At 53.6% G+C, this 20,917-nt stretch carries 23 protein-coding genes; 13 read left to right on the top strand and 10 right to left on the bottom strand.

Going from position 1 to position 20,917, the window contains the following annotated elements:
• The first annotated feature begins 37 nt into the window (after nucleotides 1-37).
• Entirely contained in the window at nucleotides 38-688 is a 651-nt protein-coding gene (locus B2Q93_RS14430) for a tellurite resistance TerB family protein (RefSeq protein ID WP_207291960.1), read from the top strand.
• A gap of 89 nt (nucleotides 689-777) precedes the next feature.
• A complete protein-coding gene (gene ptrB / locus B2Q93_RS14425) occupies nucleotides 778-2,838 on the top strand; it encodes an oligopeptidase B (RefSeq protein WP_040075146.1) in 2,061 nt (686 codons plus the stop codon).
• Here ptrB and exoX read toward each other — a convergent pair.
• Entirely contained in the window at nucleotides 2,835-3,497 is a 663-nt protein-coding gene (gene exoX, locus B2Q93_RS14420; protein WP_207291958.1) for an exodeoxyribonuclease X, read from the bottom strand. The genes ptrB and exoX overlap by 4 nt on opposite strands.
• 325 nt (nucleotides 3,498-3,822) lie before the next feature.
• Nucleotides 3,823-4,053: a DNA polymerase III subunit theta gene (locus B2Q93_RS14415; protein ID WP_040075148.1), complete on the bottom strand. Its 231-nt coding sequence runs from the start codon at nucleotides 4,051-4,053 to the stop codon at nucleotides 3,823-3,825.
• Nucleotides 4,054-4,190: 137 nt separating this feature from the next.
• On the opposite strand from B2Q93_RS14415, the gene yobA reads away from it, so the two are divergent.
• From yobA to B2Q93_RS14400, 3 genes are read left to right on the top strand one after another with little or no spacing between them, the layout of a single operon-like run.
• Nucleotides 4,191-4,556, top strand: coding sequence for a CopC domain-containing protein YobA (yobA, locus tag B2Q93_RS14410; protein WP_040075149.1), 366 nt, complete (start codon nucleotides 4,191-4,193; stop codon nucleotides 4,554-4,556).
• A gap of 1 nt (nucleotide 4,557) precedes the next feature.
• Nucleotides 4,558-5,430, top strand: coding sequence for a copper homeostasis membrane protein CopD (copD, locus tag B2Q93_RS14405; protein WP_286933593.1), 873 nt, complete (start codon nucleotides 4,558-4,560; stop codon nucleotides 5,428-5,430).
• A 16-nt stretch (nucleotides 5,431-5,446) separates the two neighbouring features.
• On the top strand, nucleotides 5,447-5,785 hold the full coding sequence (locus B2Q93_RS14400) for a YebY family protein (RefSeq protein ID WP_286933592.1): 339 nt from the start codon (nucleotides 5,447-5,449) through the stop codon (nucleotides 5,783-5,785).
• A 264-nt stretch (nucleotides 5,786-6,049) separates the two neighbouring features.
• Here the strand turns inward: B2Q93_RS14400 and B2Q93_RS14395 are convergent, their stop codons facing one another.
• Entirely contained in the window at nucleotides 6,050-6,202 is a 153-nt protein-coding gene (locus B2Q93_RS14395) for a hypothetical protein (RefSeq protein WP_286933591.1), read from the bottom strand.
• 114 nt (nucleotides 6,203-6,316) lie between these two features.
• Between B2Q93_RS14395 and pphA the strand changes: the two genes are divergently transcribed.
• Complete coding sequence (gene pphA / locus B2Q93_RS14390) at nucleotides 6,317-6,961, top strand: protein-serine/threonine phosphatase (RefSeq protein ID WP_286933590.1); 645 nt, start codon at nucleotides 6,317-6,319, stop codon at nucleotides 6,959-6,961.
• On the opposite strand, the gene B2Q93_RS14385 is transcribed toward pphA, so the two are convergent.
• From B2Q93_RS14385 to yebS, 5 genes are all read right to left on the bottom strand, one after another.
• The gene (locus B2Q93_RS14385; protein WP_040075154.1) at nucleotides 6,962-7,153 is read right to left on the bottom strand and encodes a YebW family protein; all 192 of its coding nucleotides are present in this window, start codon (nucleotides 7,151-7,153) and stop codon (nucleotides 6,962-6,964) included. It lies immediately after the preceding gene.
• A gap of 102 nt (nucleotides 7,154-7,255) precedes the next feature.
• Nucleotides 7,256-7,495 carry a YebV family protein gene (locus tag B2Q93_RS14380; RefSeq protein ID WP_040075156.1) on the bottom strand — a complete coding sequence of 80 codons (240 nt, stop codon included), beginning with the start codon at nucleotides 7,493-7,495 and terminating at the stop codon, nucleotides 7,256-7,258.
• Nucleotides 7,496-7,598: 103 nt separating this feature from the next.
• Nucleotides 7,599-9,041 carry a 16S rRNA (cytosine(1407)-C(5))-methyltransferase RsmF gene (rsmF, locus tag B2Q93_RS14375; RefSeq protein WP_286933589.1) on the bottom strand — a complete coding sequence of 481 codons (1,443 nt, stop codon included), beginning with the start codon at nucleotides 9,039-9,041 and terminating at the stop codon, nucleotides 7,599-7,601.
• Between the two features lie 76 nt (nucleotides 9,042-9,117).
• A complete protein-coding gene (locus tag B2Q93_RS14370; RefSeq protein ID WP_286933588.1) occupies nucleotides 9,118-11,751 on the bottom strand; it encodes a PqiB family protein in 2,634 nt (877 codons plus the stop codon).
• A complete protein-coding gene (gene yebS, locus B2Q93_RS14365; RefSeq protein ID WP_046885122.1) occupies nucleotides 11,720-13,003 on the bottom strand; it encodes a membrane integrity lipid transport subunit YebS in 1,284 nt (427 codons plus the stop codon). The genes B2Q93_RS14370 and yebS overlap by 32 nt, the downstream gene beginning before the upstream one ends.
• Before the next feature lie 131 nt (nucleotides 13,004-13,134).
• Here yebS and B2Q93_RS14360 point away from each other — a divergent pair, with 131 nt between their 5' ends.
• The 4 genes from B2Q93_RS14360 to htpX all read left to right on the top strand — a co-directional run bounded on the left by B2Q93_RS14360 (nucleotide 13,135) and on the right by htpX (nucleotide 17,559).
• Nucleotides 13,135-13,632: a GAF domain-containing protein gene (locus B2Q93_RS14360; protein WP_040075162.1), complete on the top strand. Its 498-nt coding sequence runs from the start codon at nucleotides 13,135-13,137 to the stop codon at nucleotides 13,630-13,632.
• Between the two features lie 97 nt (nucleotides 13,633-13,729).
• Nucleotides 13,730-14,416: an RNA chaperone ProQ gene (gene proQ, locus B2Q93_RS14355; protein WP_040075164.1), complete on the top strand. Its 687-nt coding sequence runs from the start codon at nucleotides 13,730-13,732 to the stop codon at nucleotides 14,414-14,416.
• A 19-nt stretch (nucleotides 14,417-14,435) separates the two neighbouring features.
• Nucleotides 14,436-16,484: a carboxy terminal-processing peptidase gene (prc, locus tag B2Q93_RS14350; protein ID WP_207291951.1), complete on the top strand. Its 2,049-nt coding sequence runs from the start codon at nucleotides 14,436-14,438 to the stop codon at nucleotides 16,482-16,484.
• A gap of 193 nt (nucleotides 16,485-16,677) precedes the next feature.
• Entirely contained in the window at nucleotides 16,678-17,559 is an 882-nt protein-coding gene (gene htpX, locus B2Q93_RS14345; protein ID WP_046885124.1) for a protease HtpX, read from the top strand.
• Between the two features lie 48 nt (nucleotides 17,560-17,607).
• Here the strand turns inward: htpX and B2Q93_RS14340 are convergent, their stop codons facing one another.
• Entirely contained in the window at nucleotides 17,608-18,978 is a 1,371-nt protein-coding gene (locus B2Q93_RS14340; protein ID WP_286933587.1) for an MFS transporter, read from the bottom strand.
• Nucleotides 18,979-19,155: 177 nt separating this feature from the next.
• On the opposite strand from B2Q93_RS14340, the gene kdgR reads away from it, so the two are divergent.
• Nucleotides 19,156-19,947: a DNA-binding transcriptional regulator KdgR gene (kdgR, locus tag B2Q93_RS14335; protein ID WP_040075168.1), complete on the top strand. Its 792-nt coding sequence runs from the start codon at nucleotides 19,156-19,158 to the stop codon at nucleotides 19,945-19,947.
• Between the two features lie 50 nt (nucleotides 19,948-19,997).
• Here the strand turns inward: kdgR and B2Q93_RS14330 are convergent, their stop codons facing one another.
• A complete protein-coding gene (locus B2Q93_RS14330) occupies nucleotides 19,998-20,237 on the bottom strand; it encodes a YobH family protein (RefSeq protein WP_040078461.1) in 240 nt (79 codons plus the stop codon).
• Between the two features lie 161 nt (nucleotides 20,238-20,398).
• Here B2Q93_RS14330 and mgrB point away from each other — a divergent pair, with 161 nt between their 5' ends.
• A complete protein-coding gene (mgrB, locus tag B2Q93_RS14325) occupies nucleotides 20,399-20,542 on the top strand; it encodes a PhoP/PhoQ regulator MgrB (protein WP_207291949.1) in 144 nt (47 codons plus the stop codon).
• Nucleotides 20,543-20,616: 74 nt separating this feature from the next.
• Nucleotides 20,617-20,907, top strand: a complete 291-nt coding sequence (locus tag B2Q93_RS14320; RefSeq protein WP_046885127.1) for a YebO family protein — start codon at nucleotides 20,617-20,619, stop codon at nucleotides 20,905-20,907.
• The last annotated feature ends 10 nt before the right edge of the window (nucleotides 20,908-20,917 follow it).

Raw genomic sequence — 20,917 nt, 5'->3', positions numbered from 1 at the left:
GGCTGTGAAATTGATGAACTAAAATGCGAGGGGAATCATGTCGAACTGGTTGAATCAAATACAGTCTATGTTGGGTCAGAAGTCATCGAACGGCTCGGGTGAAGGGCTGAGTAAATTGCTGGTACCCGGCGCGTTGGGCGGGCTTGCCGGCCTGTTGGTCGCTAATAAATCATCCCGAAAATTGCTGACTAAATATGGCACCGGTGCGTTATTGGCCGGGGGCGGAGCGGTTGCTGGTACGGTGCTGTGGAATAAATATAAGGACAAAATTCGAGGGGCGCATCAGGATGAGCCGCAGTTTGGTCAACAGTCATCCTCCCTCGATGAACGCAGTGAGCGCCTTATTCTTGCGCTGGTGTTTGCCGCAAAAAGCGACGGACATATTGATGCGACCGAACGCGCCGCAATCGAGCAGCAGATGCGTGAAGCCGGCGTAGAAGAGCAGGGCCGGGCCCTGGTCGCACGCGCCATTGAACAACCTCTTGATCCCGCACGCCTGGCCCAGGGGGTCAAAAACGAGGAAGAGGCGCTGGAGGTCTACTTCCTGAGCTGTGCCGCCATCGACATCGACCATTTTATGGAGCGCAGCTATCTGAATGCGCTGGGCGATGCGTTAAAGATCCCGCAGGAGGTCCGGGAGGGCATTGAACAGGATATAAAGCAGCAGAAACAGGCACTACCGGGATAAATTTTTGTGCATGACCGCGCGTTTCGCTTGCATCATTCGTGTGATTTGCCAACCTTATAGGGTGTTAATCGCAGAAGAATAAAATCGTCATGCCACCGAAAGCCCGCCGTATTCCTCACGCGATCACCGCCCACGGTGATACGCGTATCGACAACTACTACTGGTTGCGGGACGATAATCGTTCGCAACCGGAAGTGCTGGATTACCTGCACCAGGAGAATGACTATGGCCGTAAGGTCATGGCCTCACAACAGGCGCTCCAGGATCGCCTTCTCAGCGAGATGGTAGAACGCGTACCGCAGCGGGATGTCTCTGCGCCGTGGAGCAGAAACGGCTACCGATACCGTCACGTCTATGAACCGGGCAATGAGTACGCCATTTATCAGCGTCAGTCGGTGCTTTGCGCTGAGTGGGAAGAGTGGGAAACGCTGCTGGACGCCAACAAGCGTGCGGCGCACAGCGAGTTTTACACCCTGGGTGGCATGGGCATCTCGCCAGACAATACTATTATGGCTCTGGCAGAAGATTACCTCTCACGGCGTCAGTATGGCCTGCGTTTTCGCAATCTGGAGAGCGGTAACTGGTATCCGGAAATGCTGGATAATGTCTCGCCAGATTTTGTCTGGGCGAACGATTCCGAAACGGTGTACTACGTTAAAAAACATGCTACAACGCTGCTGCCTTATCAGGTGTGGCGTCATACCGTCGGTACACCTGCGGCCACTGACGAACTGGTGTATGAAGAGAAAGACGAAACGTTTTACGTTAGCCTGCATAAAACCACCTCGAAGCACTACATCATTATCTTTCTGGCCAGCGCGACCACCACAGAAGTGTTGCTGCTGGATGCCGAATTGCCCGACGCGCAGCCGCTCTGCTTCCTGCCCCGACGCAAGGATCATGAATACAGCCTTGACCATTTCCAGCACACCTTCTATTTGCGATCGAATCGGGAAGGGAAAAACTTTGGTCTCTACAAAACCCGGGTACGCGATGAGCGTAAGTGGGAGGTGCTGATCCCGGCACGGGAGCAGGTGATGCTGGAAGGCTTTACCCTTTTCACCGACTGGCTTGTCGTTGAGGAGCGCCAGCGTGGGCTGACCAGTATTCGCCAGATCAACCGCAAAACTCGCGAGGTGATCGGTATTGCGTTTGACGATCCGGCCTATGTGACCTGGATCGGCTATAACCCTGAGGCGGAGACTTCACGCCTGCGTTACGGTTATTCATCGATGACCACGCCTGACACCTTGTTTGAACTGGATATGGATACCGGGGAACGCAAGGTGCTTAAGCAGGCTGAAGTTAAGGGCTTCAATGCTGAAAATTACCGCAGTGAACACGTCTGGATAGTGGCTCGCGACGGCAGTGAAGTGCCGGTATCGCTGGTCTACCATAAGCAGCACTTCCAGCCCGGTAAAAATCCCATCCTGATTTACGGCTATGGTTCGTATGGTTCCAGCATCGACGCCGACTTCAGCGGAAGCCGCTTAAGCCTGCTCGATCGCGGCTTTGTCTATGCTATCGCTCATATACGCGGTGGCGGTGAGCTCGGGCAACACTGGTATGAAGATGGCAAATTCCTGAAGAAGAAAAACACTTTCAATGACTATCTGGACGTCTGCGAAGGGCTGCTGGCTCAGGGCTACGGCGATCGGGAGCAGTGTTTTGCGATGGGCGGCAGCGCCGGCGGTATGTTAATGGGGACCGTGATTAATCAACGCCCTGAATTGTTCAAAGGCGTGGTTGCGCAGGTGCCGTTTGTTGATGTGCTGACCACCATGCTGGATGAATCTATTCCCCTTACGATTGGCGAATTTGAAGAGTGGGGGAATCCGCAGGATGAAACCTATTACCGTTACATGAAAGAGTACAGCCCCTATGACAACGTCGAGGCTAAGGCCTATCCGCATATGCTGGTGACTACCGGGCTGCACGACTCTCAGGTTCAGTACTGGGAGCCGGCTAAGTGGGTCGCAAAGCTGAGAGAGCTGAAGACAGACGATAACCTGCTGTTGCTCTGTACGGATATGGACGCTGGACATGGCGGTAAATCGGGACGCTTTAAATCGTACGAAGGGGTAGCCCTGGAGTATGCCTTCATTATCGGCCTGGCACAGGGGACGCTGACAGGCCGGGAGGCCGATTAGGCTTCGCCAAGATAGTGTTTTAAGGTCAGACGCAGTTCCGGGCTCATCCGATCCAGATTGTTGTATAACCAGCGGAGATAGCCCGGATCTTTATCCGCCACTTCTGCGACCGGTTTTCCACGGTATTTACCAAAGGTAAAGGTGGTTAACAGGGCGGGGCGGCCGGTAATGGTGACCATCTCGTCCGGCGTCCAGCCCGTGGTGTTCATGATATCAATCAGCAATGCGGCCGTAATATAGCAGTCATATAAAGCCCGGTGATGATGTAACCCTTCCGGCGTTTTCACGCTTAGCTTACGGGATTTATAAAGCGCCATATTGCTGTATTTAATACCTGGCCACAGGCGACGCGCCAGTTTCATGGTGCAGATCCACTCGCCGGGCATTTCCGGTAACACGCGACGGTCAAAACTGGCGTTATGCGCTACGTACCACGGGCTGCCGTGATAAAACGGGATCACCTCTTCAATCCAGGGCTTATCCGCGACCATCGACTCCGTGATGCGATGGATTGCCATGGCCTGCGGGCTGATGGGCCGGTCTGGACGTACCAGATGGCTCATGGGGTTGACGATCTGTCCGTTTACAACGTCGACAGAAGCCACTTCTACTATCCCACCCTGTAAATCGCAGGTTTCGGTATCGATGACGCGTAACATGGCGCTCTCCTGGCCCTAAAACGCTTAGCGTAATGGAATGATATCCCCTTGCCAACCCTGAGCCGTAAAGCGGCGGGGCAGAGCATCACCTGTGGCTCTGTTATGGAAAACAGACCAGAAAGGGCAGCGCCCCTGAACGGCTGGGTCATTAAATGATGACGAACGAGGGGAGTAACCACTCCCCGATGATGCTGAGGGGGATACCGGATCGTGGCGATTGGCCGGTGAGATATCCTGATTTCCTTATGCACCTGGTTGCAAAGATCCAGTAAGCCCCTCTGTCATCAGGGGCCTTGTATTCTGCATACTCAGTATAAGGAAATACTTATTTAACTTTCGGCTCCCAGGGGAGGCGGGAGAGATTGACAGAGCTCAAGCGGTGCGCAATCAGGCGCTCACGGAACCAGTCACGCAGGTGGGCGGGTTGTTCACGCTCTACAACTTCGGCCACGATGGGCATATTGTAGCGCTCTTTAAACGCGACGCCGGCCGCAGCTAAATCGACATTCACTTTGTCCATCTCCTCCTGCGGGAGGGCGGCGAGATTGGTTTGCATATCCGTCTCCTTTATATTGCGGGGCAACGTTACCTGCAGATTGGGCTGCTGGCAAGCCCGGATGGGATGATCCTCGACGCAAGCATTATAGAGCGTTATTCTTTATCAAACAGTCATAACCAAAAGGAATGCTCATTATGGCACACACCGCTTTTCGCTCCGCGCTGGTTTTGTTTGCAGCCCTGACGGCACCTGCCGTTTTTGCCCACGCGCACCTTAAACACCAGTATCCCGCCGCCGATGCAGCCGTAACCGCCGCTCCGCAGGCCCTGACCCTGAACTTTTCCGAAGGGGTAGAGACCGGTTTTAGTGGCGTCTCGGTGACGGGGGATAAAGAGCAAATTATTAAAACCGGCGCCATCAAACGCAACGAGAAGGATCACACTCAGTTGATTGTGCCGCTCGAAACCCCCCTGAAGCCCGGCAGCTATAAAGTGGACTGGCATGTGGTCTCGGTGGATGGCCATAAGACAAAAGGCAGCTACCGCTTTAGCGTGAAATAAAATGCTGGGGCTTTGCTACGTCACCCTGCGCTTTATCCATTTTGCCGCATTGATGATGCTATTCGGCAACGCGCTCTACAGCGCATGGCTGGCACCCTCGTCGCTGCGTCGGCTTATGACCCGTCGCTTTGCGCGCCAGCAGAAATATGCGGTATTAGTCAGCGCCATTTCGGCGCTGCTCATGATGATGCTACAGGGCGGGCTAATGGGGAATGGCTGGCAAGATGTGATACGTCCCGACATTTGGCAGGCTGTGGCCAGCACGCAGTTTGGTCGAGTCTGGTTATGGCAGATTCTGCTGGCCGTTATTACCGCCTGTATCGCCTGGCTGGAGCCCCGAAGTGGCCCACGTTTACTGCTACTGTTAGCTTGCGCACAGTTTGTGTTACTGGCCGGAACGGGTCATTCGGCGATGAACGACGGTGCGGCAGGGTTAGCGCAACGCATTAATCATGCCCTGCATCTGCTTTGCGCCGCCAGTTGGGTTGGCAGTTTACTGCCGCTGCTTTTTTGTCTGCGCCTGACGCGCGGACGCTGGCAAAATGCAGCTATCCATACCATGATGCGTTTTTCCCGTTATGGCCACTATGCCGTTGCCGGGGTGGTGATAAGCGGTGTGAATAATGCACTGCTTATCCAGGGCTGGACCACTCCCCTGAACAGCGACTGGGGAAAGATGCTTTTGTTGAAATGTGCGCTGGTGGCGTTGATGGTGGCAATTGCGCTAGTGAACCGGTATGTTCTGGTTCCGCGTTTTACTGCTCATCATGGGCCTGCGCAACAGTTTTTTATCAGAATGACGCAGACTGAGGTTGTGCTGGGGGCGTTGGTGCTGGCGATGGTCAGCCTGTTTGCTACCTGGGAGCCCTTCTGACAAGGTGAATCAACAGATGAAAAAAACCGTACTTACTCTTTTATTGCTGGCCTGTTCCGCCACCGCCATGGCTGCGCCGCAGGTGATTACCGTTAGCCGGTTTGAAGTGGGTAAAGATAAATGGGCTTTTAACCGTGAAGAGGTCATGCTGACCTGCCGTCCGGGTCAGGCGCTCTATGCCATCAACCCCAGCACTCTGGTGCAGTATCCCCTGAACGAGGTTGCACAACAGCAGGTGAAAAGCGGTAAAAGTAGTGGTCAGCCAATCAGCGTGATTCAGGTTGATGACCTGGCTAACCCAGGACAGAAGATGAGTCTGGCCCCGTTTATTGAGCGCGCCAGCAAGCTCTGCTAATAACGCCTTTCCAGTAAAAAAACCGCAGGCTTCTCTTTGGAAGCGTTGCGGTTTTTTTTGTTTAAGAACAGGCGAGCGCTTTTTTTCTGACCACTTTTGATGCGGACTGGAAAACCTGGCGCTGTCATCTATTCTTATAGTGCAAGGCGACTTAAGCCTGCATTAATGCCAACTTTTAGCGCACGGCTCTCTCCCAAGAGCCATTTCCCTGGACCGAATACAGGAATCGTATTCGGTCTCTTTTTATCTGCTTGAAAATAAATGCTATTTCCATTGCATATTTTTGCAGATCGATTTCATCCCTGATAATTCTTTAAACCATACCACAACGGGGCAGGCAGGAGTCCAGCGCTTTTTTGTCGTTTTGTTAAATTTTTGTTTGATAGTAATGAAAGCAGCGATTTGGCGAGAACCCATTTTAGCTCCTTACGATCTGAACGCGATATTGTCATTTTCAGGAGTAATTATTTAATTTCGCAGGCCATTTCTCCCTTTCGTCTGACGGGCCAATACAGTGCGCGAGGAGGCGTTATGTATCTTTCACTTGATGGCCATCGCTGGCGGCACGTCTGGGTGGTCAGCGATATTCACGGCTGCTATCAACTGCTGATGCAGCATCTAAAGCGTCAGAAATTTAATCCCTATCAGGATCTCCTTATTTCCGTAGGGGATCTCATCGATCGCGGCCCAGAAAGCCTGAAGTGCCTGCACCTTATCACTGAAAAATGGTTTCGCGCCGTACGGGGAAACCATGAGCAGATGGCACTGGATGCGATTGCATCTCAGACCTATGCGCTCTGGCTGATGAATGGTGGTGCATGGTTTGCTGAGCTGGACGATGATTCAAAAGCTCAGGCGCTGACCCTCTTTGCTGCTTGCGACAAGCTACCCTGGGTAATCGAGATCACCTGCCGAAACGGCCTGAACGTGATTGCCCATGCAGATTACCCTGCCTCCTGTTATGTGCGGGATAAACCCGTAGATAAGCATAGCTTGCTGTGGGATCGCAGCCGCATTAGCAAGCTGATGGCAGGAAAAGGGGAGGGGATTGGCGGCGCCGACCACTTTTGGTTTGGTCACACGCCACTGGAAAAACGCATCGATTTTGCCGGCCTTCACTATATTGATACCGGCGCGGTCTTTGATGGCACCTTGACGCTGGCGCAGCTGCAGTGATTAGAAATCGGCATACTCCTGCGCAGGCCGCCAGAATCCATCGATAAAATCCTCTACCGGGTAGCAACCGCCGTGGCGTATTCGCTGATTGTCCATGGAGGCAACGCATTGCTCTTCGGTGTTATAGACATCCACCACAATATCGTCACAACCACCGTCCAAGTAACACACAAACAGAACCAGTGCGAACATCACGTCCTCAAAATTAACTACCGTACTGATATTGTAGGGGATGATTGGAGGGAGAGGTAATTATGAGATAAATAACCCGCCTGTGGGCGGGTTCTCTTTGAATCAGGCAAGGCGCATGATCCAGGCATCAGATTGATGATCGTAGTGCTCACGGTACAGGACTGAATGTTCTCCATCGAGAATCGCGGGGACACTGGTATCGGCATCCCATGCGTCTAACTGCATGCAGAGATCCGGGTCGGATTTACAGGGGATCCGTAACGTTCGATCGCCTTGATTTTCGCCAGACAACTCGGCGTCATCGATTTCGAATGCGCCAATGCGCACATTGGTTTTCGTCATAATGCTCTCCGGTATACAGGCTAATTCTGGTACGACCAGTATGGTCACCCATCTTTTAGCCTGGTAAAGGAAAAGCAATCGCGCCAGTAAAAAAGTGCCTTTTTTAGCCTTTTTCAGCGTTACCGGTAAAGAGCCGACCGTCACGAACCAGTTCACGTGGATAGCTATTTTTCAGGCGCGACCCCACTTTTTTCGCCAGACCAATTGGAATGCCCTGGAAAGTGACAATCGCATCGTCTCCGGTGGGCATCACCTCCGGGTAAACATCACGCCCACGATACCACTCCTCGGCTTCCTGCCAGCTGAGTTCAAAGCAGTTGCTGTCACCTGCCAGCGCAACTACCGCCTCGTGTTGCCAGCGATAGCCTTTATTATGGACTTCTGCCAGGCGTATACCAATGCGGGAGAAACGCACTTTACCAATTAGCGGTTCCATCTCCACCGGGAAGAGCCAGATCTCTTTATCACGCTGCCATAAACGCAGATGCTCTCCCCAGTTCAGGCCGCTCCGATTTGCCGCCGCGGTAATGAGCGTCGCTTCTTTGTTTCTAACTGGCATGAAAGGAAAGGTGCCAGGCTTAAAGGTCGGGGCCGGGAGCGGTTCGACAGAGGCAATTTTATGCAGGCGAGCCACGAAGAAACCCTCGCAATCAAAAATTTGCGGGAAGACGTGCAGGAAGCCCTCGGGGGTAGTGGCCTCTTTTGCCCCGGCAAAGAGTCCATCCAGCGGCAGGAACTCGACCTCGTTCGGATACTGCGCTTTCAGCCACAGGCAGACCGTTTCATTTTCGTCGCGATTAAGGGTACAGGTGGAGTAAACCAGCGTACCGCCAGGTCGCAGGGCGTGAAACGCGCTGGTAATGAGCTCACGCTGGGTCGCCGCGATCGCCTGGTTACTCTCTACTGACCAGTTTTTCAGGGCGTCCGGATCCTTACGGACCACCCCTTCACCGGAGCAGGGGGCATCGAGCAGAATGGCGTCGAAAGCCTCCGGCAGGGCTGCGCCGAATACGCGGCCATCGAAATGGGTTAATGCTACGTTGCTAATACCGCAGCGGCTGATATTGGCATGCAGCACCTTGACCCGGCTGGCAGAAAACTCATTGGCCAGAATAGCCCCCTGGTTGCCCATTCTGGCGGCAATCTGGGTCGTTTTAGAGCCCGGCGCAGCGGCCACGTCCATCACCCGCGTGGGTGATTCGCCATCGGCAAACAGGGCGGCAACCGGCAGCATGGAGCTGGCTTCCTGAATGTAAAACAGACCGGATAGATGTTCTGCGGTACTGCCCAGCGGCAAGGCCTCTTCGTCATCACGCTCGATCCAGAATCCCTCTTCACACCAGGGAACCGGCGTAAGTTGCCAGCCGTAAGGGGCGACCAGCGTGAGAAAATCGCTCACGCTTATCTTGAGCGTATTTACGCGAATACTGCGCCGGAGAGGGCGCTGGCAGGCAGCGATAAACGCATCGAAAGAGAGATGTTCAGGCATGGCCTGGCGCATCTGCACCAGGAAGTCTTCAGGAAGATATACGGGACGTTGAGTCACGGGCGCACCACAGGGAGTCAAAGAGGCGCGCAGTGTACCATAAACGCTCCGGTGGGTTGACACCGGAGCGTGCAGCTTAGCGCGGCAGGGCGGTTCCCCACTCACGCCACTCTTTCGGCTCTTTTTCCAGCAGCAGGAAATGTTTACCCGGCTGGGCTTTCGGTGCCAGCGGTGTGCCAGGCGGAGTCGCAAAGGCAATACCGCCCCGGATAAACTGGTTAAAGGTACCGGTTTTCACCACGCCGCCTACCAGGCCGAAATCAAGCGAATAGCCTGAGGCCAGCCAGAAAACGGAGTTATTGCGCACCAGATGCTGGTAACGTTCGCTGATACGCAGGCCAACCATAACGCGATCGGAGAGCGTCCCCAGCGTCAGGCCAGTAACCGTACCCACTTCGATGCCGCGGAACAGGACCGGTGTACCGATGCCCAGTGAACCTGCCTCTGGTACCTCCACCACGATACTTAGCCCATCCAGATAGCGCGAGTCGGTGATGGTGGCTTCCTGCAGTTCAAAGTCACGACGCGCATTACCCCGGCCTGGCTCGACGTTGATATAAGGCTGAAGAATAGTATCGAGATGTTCCACACCGGCAGCGGAGATCTGGGGCGTGATGACCGAGAAACGCGTACCGGCCCGGGCGAAGGTGTCGACATACTCGGGGTAAAGTACCGCCTTCGCCTGCACTTCGTTACGGGCGGTAATCAGCTTCAGGGACTGGACCTGGCCAATATCAATGCCCAGATAGCGAATCGGCATCCCTTCTGCCAGCTTGCCCGCATCAAAGGTGTGGAGCGTAATCTGCCCGCCCACCGCACGCGCGGCGGTTTCGGATGGATAAAGTATCCGTTTATCCCCCTTACGCTGGGTGGCGCCTGCACCACTTAAGTTATCAAAGCTGATGGCTCCTTTCAGGGCGCGCGAAAGTGGAGAGGCTTGCACCGTTAACCCACTGCCGTTGAGCTGAACTTTGGCTCCGCCTTCTGCCCAGAACACGCTATTGGCGGTTAGCAGATTGCGGTACTCCGGTTTGACATGCAGATCGATATCAAAGGCATTGGCCCTTGGGCGCACGGTAATCACTTCACCCACTTCGAATTTACGGTATAGCACCACGGAGCCTGCCTGCACGTCCGGTAGGGTGTCGGCAGTCAGCGTGAGGGTCGTGGTCGGCAGATCGCTAAGGCTGTTCTCCAGCGCTTTATCGAGATTAGCGTAAAGAGGGTAACTATTACGCAGCTCCCCTTTGGCGCCAGGCAGAATACGAATACCGCCGCTGACCCATTCGCTGGCGCTGGCGGCAAGGAACTCAATGCCATCCAGCCCGACTTTGACATCGACACGGCTGTTCACGATAAATTTGCTGTCACCGTGAATCAATTCCCGGAACTCGGGATCGATGGCGACCGAGAAGCTGACGCCTTTACTGGTCAACTTGCGCTCCAGTACCTGGCCGACCTGAACCCCATGCAAAACCAGCGGCTGTCCGGCCTCGATGCCGTAGCTTTCCGGCGCACTCAGGGTTACGGTGGCAACGCCGGGTTTTTGTAGCAAGGCTTTATCCGCAGGGGCAATCACGAAAGTATTGGTGGGCTCACCGCCGCCGGGGATCAGCTCAAAGGTGCTGCCCGTCAGCAGGGAGCTAATACTTGGATTATTCAGCGACAGTTTTGGGCTGCGCAGTTCAAGGCGAGTATCTTCACGCAGCAGATCCACCACGCTCGGGTCGACCGTCATCTCACCGGTAACGGAACCTCCTGGGTTCAGCGTCAGTTTAGTCAACTGACCGACCTGGAGACCCTGGTACATCAGCGGCGTGGAGTTGGCTTTTAAACCTTCAGCTGAGGGAAGGGCCAGCTTCACAATAACCCCACGCTGACTGTGAGCCAGATCTTCGTACAAACCAAAGTTATCTTCCGGTTTGGCCGGGCTGGAGTCTTCCGGTGAGTCAAACGCGATAGCACCGTTAACCAGTGCGGCCAGACTTTCGAGCTGCACTTTTGCGCCGCTCAGGCTGATATCGGCATCTACCCCGGAGACATTCCAGAAGCGGCTCCCTTTTTTCACCAGGTTCGTGAAGCGGCGTTCGATCAGGACGTCAATCGTCACCCCCTGCTTGTTAGGCGTGATGGCATAGTCATAAACGCGCCCAACGGGGATTTTACGGAAGTAGACCAGCGAACCGCTGTTCAGCGATCCCAGATCGGGCGCATGCAGGTGAATCATCAGATCGCCATTGTTCAGACGGTAGCGCGGCTGAGTATCCAGCGCGGTAAAGTGATCCTGCGGCTCGCCTTTGCCCGGCATCATGCCAATATAGTTACCGCCGACCAGCGCATCTAGCCCGGAGACCCCGGCCAGGGAGGCTTTTGGCGTGACCAGCCAGAACTGGGTCTCTTCGCGCAAGGCATCTTTCATGTCGGATTTGATACTGGCGCGAACCTGAATTTTGTTCAGTTTTTTATCCAGCGAAATATCCTGTACGGTGCCAACTTCCACCCCCTGAAAACGCACAGGGGTGCGGCCAGCCACGATGCCATCCGCATTCTGGAAGTCGATGGTGATGCTGTTGCCGCGATCCTGGTAGCTGGTCCAGATCAGCCATCCCGCGATCATTAGCGCGATGACAGGCAGTAACCAGAACGGTGAAATACGACGTTTCGTTTTAATTCTCGCTTCAGTCGGCGAAGCGGGCGTTTCCTGACTCATGTGCGTCCCAAAGTAAGCGGCTGTCCAGCCATTCCACTGCAAGAATAGTCAATATCACCGCAGAGCCGAAATAGAACGCTGCGGGTCCCATAGTAAAAGCGAGGAGCTGATCGCGATTGATCAGCGACATCATTAAGGCAATAACAAACAAATCGAGCATTGACCAACGGCCAATCCAGGTGACGAAACGTAATAATAAGATACGGGTTTTCAGCCCTTGCTCACATTTGAAATGAATGCTGATTAGCAGGGTAAACATCACCAGAACTTTGGTAAAGGGCACCAGAATACTGGCGATGAAGACAATCGCGGCGACAGCGATATTGCTGTCTGCCAGCGAAATAATCCCCGACATGATGGTATCTGCCTGCCGTTCGCCGTTCACATAAATGATCGAGATGGGCAAAAGATTAGCAGGCAACAGCAATACCATCGAGGCAATTAGCGCAGCCCAGCACTTTTGCAGGCTATTATGGCGACGCAGGCGTAGCGGGATATGGCAGCGCGGACAGCGTCCGCGCGCATCCGGCAGCCCGGTAAAGTGGCAACCGAGACAGGCCCGCAATGCGGGATCATAGCGGGTAGCAGGGCGTTGTGGGTAAAATCGCTCCCACAATTGCTCAACGTTGAGGTGAATCATCGTCAAGATACTCAGCAATACCAGGGCAATAAATGCCAGAAGGCCGATGCCTGGCTGGAGGAAGGCGTAATCCTGGACCTTGATGGAGGCCACGCCAATGCCCACCAGATAAATATCCAGCATGACCCACTCTTTAAGCCTGTCCAGCATTAACAGTACCGGACGCAAATTCATTCCCAGGATGTTGCCCAGCCACAGATAAGCAATAGCCGCCACTAACACTGCTGGCGCGCCGACGGTACAGAACAGCACCATGGAGGCGGTGAGGGGATCGCCCTGCTGACTCATCTGCCAAATCCCCTGCAGGAGGTTGGCATCGATGCGCACCCCGAGAAGATACAGATGCAGCAGCGGTTCGCTCCAGGCGAACGGCATGAGCAGCAGCATGGTGACCGCCATCGCCGCCAGTCGGGTCAAGGACCAGTCACGTCCATCACGAATTTTAGCGTCGCAGCGAGGACAATAAGCACTTTGGTGCGATTTCATCTTTGGCAACGTAAAAAGCGTATCGCATTGCGGGCAACGCTGATAATGTGCACGAGGCAGTGCGTCGCCGACGGAATGCACGGTTATCTTTTTTACTGGCGTTATTTTCGGTGTTTTAAGTGCCATGGGTCGCGCATGAAAAGGATAGTTAATAGTTATCTTAACTCATGTATGGATTCATCTTGAGCATGAACGCATTTAATGCTTATTTTAATAGGCTATGCTGTAATTTTGTAAGTCAACCAAGTGATTGAATAATGAACAAAACAGAATTCTACACGGATCTCAACCGTGATTTTCAGGCATTAATGGCAGGTGAAACCAGTTTTTTAGCCACCCTGGCAAATACCAGTGCATTGTTGTTTGAGCGTCTGAGTGAAGTCAACTGGGCGGGATTTTATTTACTGGAAGGCGAAACCCTGGTGTTGGGGCCGTTCCAGGGCCGTCTGGCCTGTGTGCGTATCCCGGTAGGGCGCGGCGTGTGTGGTACCGCCGTGGCGCAAAATCAGGTGCAGCGTGTGGAAGATGTTCACGCATTTGACGGGCACATTGCCTGCGACGCAGCCAGTAATTCTGAAATCGTCCTGCCTCTGCAGGTCAAAAATCAGATTATTGGCGTACTGGATATCGACAGTACGGCCTTTGGCCGCTTCTCACACGAGGATGAGCAGGGGCTGCGCGAGCTGGTGGCGAATCTCGAAAACGTGCTGGCGGCGACCGATTATCAAAAATTCTTTGCGAGTGTCGCAGGATAATCAACGGATAACGTAGCATTTACCGATGGCGTCATTATAATGACGCCTGTTCATGCCTGCGGCGAGTTGGCAACGTCCGTTGTAATCAGGAAATTTCATGGAAAATCAACCTAAGTTGAATAGCAGTAAAGAAGTTATCGCATTTCTGGCCGAACGTTTTCCTCACTGTTTCAGTGCCGAAGGCGAAGCACGCCCCCTGAAGATTGGTATCTTCCAGGATCTCGTATCGCGTGTTGAGGGCGAGCTGAATCTCAGCAAGACCCAACTTCGTTCCGCATTACGTCTTTATACATCGAGCTGGCGCTACCTGTACGGTATCAAAGCGGGCGCAACGCGTGTTGATCTTGATGGCAACCCATGCGGTGTGCTGGATGAGCAACACGTAGAACATGCGCGTAAGCAGCTCGAAGAAGCCAAAGCACGCGTACAGGCTCAGCGTGCTGAGCAGCAGGCGAAAAAACGCGAAGCTGCAGCGGCGAACGGTCAGGAAGAGGCGCCACGTCGTGAGCGTAAACCTCGTCCGGCCCAGCGTCGTACCGACAACACCGAGCGTAAGCCTCGTGCTGATAAACCAGCAGCGAAAGCCCCTCGTGCGCCTCGTGAAGAGCAGCGCCATACCCCGGTTTCTGATATCAACGCGCTGAGCGTGGGTCAGGCACTGAAGGTGAAAGCGGGTAATAACGCTATGGACGCCACCGTAACGGAAATCACCAAAGATGGCGTACGAGTACAGCTGACTTCTGGTATGTCAATGATTGTACGCGCAGAGCACTTGTTGTTCTGAAACGGAGGCCAGGCCCGGCATGAACACATTTTTTAAGCTCACCGCGCTGGCTGGCCTGTTTGCTATAACAGGCCACGCTTTTGCGGTGGACGAGATTACGCGGGTGGATCAAATTCCGGTTCTGAAGGAAGAGACCCAGCACGCAACGGTCAGTGAGCGCGTTACATCGCGCTTCACTCGCTCGCATTACCGTCAGTTCGACCTCGATCAGGCTTTCTCAGGCAAAATCTTTGACCGCTATCTGAACCTGCTGGATTATAGCCACAACGTTCTGCTGGCCAGCGATGTCGAGCAGTTTGCGAAGCGTAAATCGGTGGTGGGTGACGAACTGCGCAGCGGTAAACTCGACCTCTTCTACGACCTGTACAATCTGGCGCAGAAGCGTCGTTTTGAGCGTTATGAATATGCGCTCAAGGTGCTGGCGCGTCCGATGGACTTTACCGGCAACGACACCTTTAATCTCGATCGCAGCAAATCGCCGTGGCCTAAAGATGAAGCCGAGCTGAATGCGCTGTGGGACGGTAAAGTGAAGTACGATCAGCTGAGCCTCAAACTCACCGGTAAAGATGAGAAAGAGATCCGCGAAACGCTGACCCGCCGCTACAAATTTGCTATTCGCCGCCTGGCGCAGACCAACAGCGAAGATGTGTTCTCGCTGGCGATGACTGCCTTCGCGCACGAAATTGATCCTCACACCAACTATCTTTCCCCACGCAACACCGAACAGTTCAATACCGAGATGAGCCTCTCACTCGAGGGGATTGGCGCGGTGCTGCAGATGGATGACGACTATACCGTTATCAACTCTATGGTTGCGGGTGGCCCTGCTGCCAAGAGTAAGGCCATTAGCGTTGGCGATCGCATCGTTGGTGTCGGCCAGACGGGCCAGAATATGGTCGATGTGATTGGCTGGCGTCTGGATGACGTTGTTGCCCTGATCAAAGGGCCTAAAGGCAGCAAAGTGCGCCTTGAGATCTTGCCTGCCGGGAAAGGCACGAAAACCCGTATCATTACGTTGACCCGCGAGCGTATCCGTCTGGAAGACCGCGCAGTCAAAATGTCGGTGAAAACCGTCGGTAAAGAGAAGGTTGGGGTACTGGATATCCCAGGTTTCTACGTCGGCCTGACGGACGATGTAAAAGTGCAGCTGCAGAAGCTCGAAAAACAGAACGTCAGCAGTGTGATCATCGATCTGCGTACTAACGGCGGCGGTGCCTTGACTGAAGCGGTTTCGCTCTCTGGTCTGTTCATTCCGTCCGGCCCGGTCGTTCAGGTTCGTGATAACAACGGTAAAGTGCGTGAAGATGCCGATACCGATGGCGTAGTTTATTACAAAGGCCCACTCGTCGTACTGGTAGACCGCTTCAGCGCCTCTGCTTCTGAAATCTTTGCGGCGGCAATGCAGGATTATGGACGTGCCCTGGTGGTCGGCGAGCCAACCTTCGGTAAAGGTACGGTACAGCAGTATCGCTCCCTGAACCGTATTTACGATCAGATGCTCCGTCCGGAATGGCCGGCTCTGGGGTCTGTCCAGTACACCATTCAGAAATTCTATCGCGTGAACGGTGGCAGTACGCAGCGTAAAGGCGTGACGCCAGATATCATCATGCCGACCGGCAATGAAGAGACGGAAACCGGCGAGAAGTTCGAGGATAATGCACTGCCGTGGGATAGCATTAACGCTGCCACCTACGTGAAGTCCGGTGATATGACGCAGTTTGGTCCGGCGCTGTTAAAACAGCATGACGAACGTATCGCGAAAGATCCGGAATTCCAGTACATCATGAAGGACATTGCCCGCTTCAATGCGCTAAAGGCGAAGCGAAATATTGTCTCCCTGAACTACGCTCAGCGTGAGAAAGAGAACGAAGAAGATGATGCAACCCGCCTGGCGCGCATTAACGATCGTTTCAAACGCGAAGGCAAACCGCTGCTCAAAAAACTGGACGATCTACCGAAAGATTACCAGGAGCCCGATCCTTATCTGGACGAAACGGTAAAAATCGCCATTGACCTGGCGAAACAGGAAAAAGATCGGCCCGCGGCTGAGCCCGCTCCGACAAAATAATCCCCCCACGGGCACAAGAAATTGTGCCCGTTTTTTTGCTTTCTGCATGCTGCGGTAAGCGAGTCCATTTCTAATGTAAAGTTGTGTCTTTCTGGTGACTTACGCCCCCTGAATCCTTGAAAATAGCCGCAATACCCATACGATGTGGGTAATCGCATAGTGCGTTTTGTTAAACTGAGGTTAAAAGAAAATTATGATGCGAATCGCGCTCTTCCTGCTCACCAACCTTGCGGTGATGGTGGTCTTCGGGCTCGTGCTAAGCCTGACGGGAATTCAGTCGAGCAGCGTTCAGGGCTTGTTAATTATGGCGCTGCTGTTTGGTTTTGGTGGCTCCTTTGTATCTTTGCTGATGTCGAAGTGGATGGCGCTCAAATCCGTGGGCGGCGAAGTGATTGAGCAACCCCGCAATGATATGGAACAGTGGCTGATGACCACCGTGGCAAACCAGTCCCGCCAGGCAGGTATCGCAATGCCACAGGTGGCTATTTACCACGCGCCGGATATCAACGCCTTCGCAACGGGTGCGCGTCGTGACGCCTCACTGGTTGCCGTCAGCACTGGCCTGCTGCAGAACATGAGCCGTGACGAAGCCGAAGCGGTTATCGCTCACGAAATTAGCCACATTGCCAATGGTGATATGGTGACTATGACCCTGATCCAGGGCGTAGTGAACACCTTCGTGATCTTTATCTCACGTATTCTGGCGCAGATCGCGGCCGGATTTATGGGCGGCAACCGTGATGAAGGTGAAGGTAACAACGGCAACCCACTGATCTACTTTGCAGTTTCAATGGTGCTGGAGCTGGTGTTTGGTATCCTGGCAAGCATTATCACCATGTGGTTCTCCCGCCACCGTGAATTCCACGCGGATGCGGGCTCGGCAAAACTGGTGGGTCGCGAGAAGATGATTGCTGCCCTGCAGCGTCTGAAAACCAGCTACGAACCGCAGGAAGCAAACACCATGATGGCATTCTGCATCAACGGTAAATCTAAATCGCTGAGCGAGCTGTTCATGTCTCACCCGCCGCTGGATAAACGTATCGAAGCGTTACGTAGTGGGGAATATCTGAAGTAAGCCCGCCCGGGCAGACAAATAAAGCGCGTCATTTGACGCGCTTTTTTATTAGCTGCGTTTAGACTGGGTGATCCGCATACCGCTTATTACCGCCGCAAGCGTCGCGAGGGCACCTGCGGTGATCAAAGCCACATGCGTACCCTTATCGCCGGCCATATTGAACGTTAATGCCACCAGCGCAGCGCCGCTACTCTGCCCCAGCAGGCGCGCCGTGCCGAGCATACCGCTGGCTCCTCCGCTGCGGTGGGGGGGGGCGGCGGTGATGATCGTGTGATTATTAGGCGACTGAAACAGTCCAAACCCCGCGCCGCATAAAATCATACGCCAGATGATATCCAGATCGCCCGGGGCGGCGGGCAGCAAAGCCAGGGCAAATAAGCCGGATGCCATCACGGCCAGTCCCAGTGCCCCCAGTAATCCGGCATGCAGACGCTCAATCAGGTAGCCTGCCAGCGGGGCCATCACCATGGTTGCCAGCGGCCAGGGGGTCAGGAGCAGTCCCGTCTCCACTTCCGAACGTCCCACCACGCTTTGCAGGAAGAAGGGCAACGAAACCAGGGCCAGCATTTGCGCGCAGAACGAGCAAATCGAGGTGCAAATAGAGAGGGAGAAGAGCGGAATACGCAGTAAGTCTACCGGCAGCAGCGGCACCGGCAGGGCGAGCTGACGACGGACAAAAAAGAAGCCGATAATCAATAATGCCATCACTTCACCGGCGATTAAGAGCCGCGATTGCCCCTGAGCAAAGCCGCTGAGCGCAGTAATAAGCAAACCGAAGGTCAGGGCGTTCATGACGGCGCTCGGCAGATCGAAGCGCGGCATGCTGCTCTTCGCCGCATTCGCGGGAAGAAAACGCAGCGCAAAGAGCAGCGCCACAACGCCCAGCGGTACGTTAATGAGGAATAACCACTGCCAGGAGGCCACGGAGAGGATCGCCGCTGCGAGGGTCGGTCCCGCGGCGGAAGAGACCGCCACAATAAACGAGTTAATGCCCATGCCGCGCCCAAGCTGGCGCTTCGGAAAGATGAGCCGGATTAACGCGGTATTAACGCTCATTAGCGCCGCACCACCAAAGCCCTGCGCAATACGTGCCAGCGTCAACATCGGGAGGTTATCTGCGAGAGCGCAAAATAGCGACGTAATGGTAAAGACCACCAGGCCGCATTGATAAACGCGGCGATAGCCAAACATATCCCCGAGAAACGAGAACGAGAGCAGCGAGATAACGATGGCAATTTGATAGGCGTTAACAATCCAGATAGAACTGGCAGGAGAGGCGTGCAGATCGCTGGCAATGGTTGGCAGCGCGACGTTGGCAATGGCCCCGTCCAGTACGGCCATGGAGATGCCAATAATAATAGTGGCTATCGCGCCATAGCGCTGCGGTAAGGGCAGGCCATCAGGAGGAGTCGTGGTCATGTCATCGATCTGCGTCAGAGGTAATTATATTCAGGGTAATTATTTTAACATGCTTATTTTGGTTATATGTCGCAGATTTGTAACCAGGTAAGCCAGGATTGATTGCAGCGAAGCCAGTACGAATTTATAATAAAAACCAGTTCTGATTTTTATAAAACACTTGCTTTGAGGTGATAAATGGCAATCGCAGATTTGGATAAACAACCAGATTCTGTCTCTTCTGTGTTGAAGGTGTTTGGCATCCTGCAGGCGCTTGGAGAAGAGCGCGAAATTGGTATTACCGAGCTGTCACAGCGTGTGATGATGTCGAAAAGCACCGTTTATCGCTTTTTGCAGACCATGAAATCACTGGGCTATGTTGCGCAGGAAGGGGAGTCGGAAAAATACTCTCTGACCCTGAAGCTGTTTGAACTGGGCGCGCGCGCGTTGCAAAACGTCGACCTGATTCGTAGCGCAGATATTCAGATGCGTGAACTCTCGCGTCTGACGAAAGAGACTGTGCACCTGGGGGCGCTGGACGAAGACAGCATTGTTTATATCCATAAGATCGACTCGATGTACAACCTGCGTATGTACTCCCGTATCGGTCGCCGTAATCCGCTCTATAGCACGGCCATCGGTAAGGTTTTACTGGCATGGCGTGACCGCGAAGAAGTTAAGCAAATTCTGGAAGGTGTAGAGTACAAACGCAGTACTGAGCGTACGATCACCACCACGGAAGGGTTACTCACGGTACTGGATAAGGTACGTGAACAGGGTTACGGTGAAGATAACGAGGAACAGGAAGAAGGGCTGCGCTGTATTGGCGTCCCGGTGTTTGACCGCTTTGGTGTGGTGATCGCTGGCCTGAGTATCTCTTTCCCGACGCTACGCTTCTCTGAAGAGCGTCTGCATGAGTACGTTGAAATGCTGCATACCGCGGCGCGAAAAATTTCTGAACAGATGGGCTATAACGACTATCCGTTCTGAACACATAAAAAAAAGCCGCTACGTTAGCGGCTTTTCACTAATACCGATGGTTAGCCGTTATCAACGACCGTTTCGCTTTTACGCAAAATTGGGCAGTTGGTCAGGCCGATAATCCCACTATCCGAATGGATGTACTGGGCCGTGCTGGTGCCACGTGCAGTGAGGTATTTACACTGGATACCCAGCCCCGCAGCGTTTTCATGACTGCCAATCAAGATACCGTAGCCTGACAACAATAAACCAATCCAGATAAGGGCTAAAATCACAACTGTGCGAATAATTAAGCGCATCATTGCCTCTTTTATAATGGTTCTTCCTGCCTCTAAGCCTATCCTGTTAGCTATATGAAACAAGTACATGATTCCGAAAACGGGACGATGGCGTTACAGTTAGCCCCGGTTTAAGTTAAGCATGGTAACCTGGTAGCCTAAGTGAGTAGACGGAGAGTGTAGTGAAGAAAATACGCTGGGTCATTCTGGTGGTAGTGTTGATTGCCTGCGTCGTTATGTGGACGCAGATGATCAATGTGATGTGCGATCAGGATGTACAGTTTTTTAGCGGTATATGTTCTATCAATAAGTTTATCCCCTGGTAGCAGGCATTTTTATGGCAAGTGATTTCCTTCCTCAACGCGAGTGGTAAAATAGCCGTTTTTAGTGAGGTGGTGAAATGGGTGAGTTGTTGAATACTGGAGTGCTTAGCATGGCATCTCTGGTCATATCCGTCGTGTTGCTGGTGGTGGGTTTGGTACTGTGGTTTTTCGTCAACCGCGCCAGCTCCCGGACAAATGAACAAATTGAGTTACTGGAGACGTTAGTTGATCTCCAGAAAAGACAAAATGCGCTGCTTCGTCGTCTGTGTGAAGCCAATGAACCGGACGTTGAAGAAGAGGTTAAACCCGCTGCTGCGCCCGTGAAAGATGAAAGCGACGACTTTATTCGTCTGGTCGCTGAGCGTTAATCGCATCTGG

The sequence above is a fragment of the Leclercia sp. UBA5958 genome (assembly GCF_002430365.1).
Taxonomy (GTDB): Bacteria; Pseudomonadota; Gammaproteobacteria; order Enterobacterales; family Enterobacteriaceae; genus Enterobacter; species Enterobacter pneumoniae.
The sequence above is the reverse complement of the archived record's forward strand: the minus strand, read 5'-3'. Positions and strand labels throughout refer to the sequence as shown.

What these genes read in the sequence shown, in the direction of transcription:
- B2Q93_RS14430 (WP_207291960.1), top strand. Translation starts at nt 38, where the DNA reads ATGTCGAACTGGTTGAATCAAATACAGTCTATGTTGGGTCAGAAGTCA.
- ptrB (WP_040075146.1), top strand. Translation starts at nt 778, where the DNA reads ATGCCACCGAAAGCCCGCCGTATTCCTCACGCGATCACCGCCCACGGT.
- exoX (WP_207291958.1), bottom strand. Translation starts at nt 3,497, where the DNA reads ATGTTACGCGTCATCGATACCGAAACCTGCGATTTACAGGGTGGGATA.
- B2Q93_RS14415 (WP_040075148.1), bottom strand. Translation starts at nt 4,053, where the DNA reads ATGCAAACCAATCTCGCCGCCCTCCCGCAGGAGGAGATGGACAAAGTG.
- yobA (WP_040075149.1), top strand. Translation starts at nt 4,191, where the DNA reads ATGGCACACACCGCTTTTCGCTCCGCGCTGGTTTTGTTTGCAGCCCTG.
- copD (WP_286933593.1), top strand. Translation starts at nt 4,558, where the DNA reads ATGCTGGGGCTTTGCTACGTCACCCTGCGCTTTATCCATTTTGCCGCA.
- B2Q93_RS14400 (WP_286933592.1), top strand. Translation starts at nt 5,447, where the DNA reads ATGAAAAAAACCGTACTTACTCTTTTATTGCTGGCCTGTTCCGCCACC.
- B2Q93_RS14395 (WP_286933591.1), bottom strand. Translation starts at nt 6,202, where the DNA reads ATGGGTTCTCGCCAAATCGCTGCTTTCATTACTATCAAACAAAAATTT.
- pphA (WP_286933590.1), top strand. Translation starts at nt 6,317, where the DNA reads ATGTATCTTTCACTTGATGGCCATCGCTGGCGGCACGTCTGGGTGGTC.
- B2Q93_RS14385 (WP_040075154.1), bottom strand. Translation starts at nt 7,153, where the DNA reads ATGTTCGCACTGGTTCTGTTTGTGTGTTACTTGGACGGTGGTTGTGAC.
- B2Q93_RS14380 (WP_040075156.1), bottom strand. Translation starts at nt 7,495, where the DNA reads ATGACGAAAACCAATGTGCGCATTGGCGCATTCGAAATCGATGACGCC.
- B2Q93_RS14370 (WP_286933588.1), bottom strand. Translation starts at nt 11,751, where the DNA reads ATGAGTCAGGAAACGCCCGCTTCGCCGACTGAAGCGAGAATTAAAACG.
- yebS (WP_046885122.1), bottom strand. Translation starts at nt 13,003, where the DNA reads ATGGCACTTAAAACACCGAAAATAACGCCAGTAAAAAAGATAACCGTG.
- B2Q93_RS14360 (WP_040075162.1), top strand. Translation starts at nt 13,135, where the DNA reads ATGAACAAAACAGAATTCTACACGGATCTCAACCGTGATTTTCAGGCA.
- proQ (WP_040075164.1), top strand. Translation starts at nt 13,730, where the DNA reads ATGGAAAATCAACCTAAGTTGAATAGCAGTAAAGAAGTTATCGCATTT.
- prc (WP_207291951.1), top strand. Translation starts at nt 14,436, where the DNA reads ATGAACACATTTTTTAAGCTCACCGCGCTGGCTGGCCTGTTTGCTATA.
- htpX (WP_046885124.1), top strand. Translation starts at nt 16,678, where the DNA reads ATGATGCGAATCGCGCTCTTCCTGCTCACCAACCTTGCGGTGATGGTG.
- B2Q93_RS14340 (WP_286933587.1), bottom strand. Translation starts at nt 18,978, where the DNA reads ATGACCACGACTCCTCCTGATGGCCTGCCCTTACCGCAGCGCTATGGC.
- kdgR (WP_040075168.1), top strand. Translation starts at nt 19,156, where the DNA reads ATGGCAATCGCAGATTTGGATAAACAACCAGATTCTGTCTCTTCTGTG.
- B2Q93_RS14330 (WP_040078461.1), bottom strand. Translation starts at nt 20,237, where the DNA reads ATGCGCTTAATTATTCGCACAGTTGTGATTTTAGCCCTTATCTGGATT.
- B2Q93_RS14320 (WP_046885127.1), top strand. Translation starts at nt 20,617, where the DNA reads ATGGGTGAGTTGTTGAATACTGGAGTGCTTAGCATGGCATCTCTGGTC.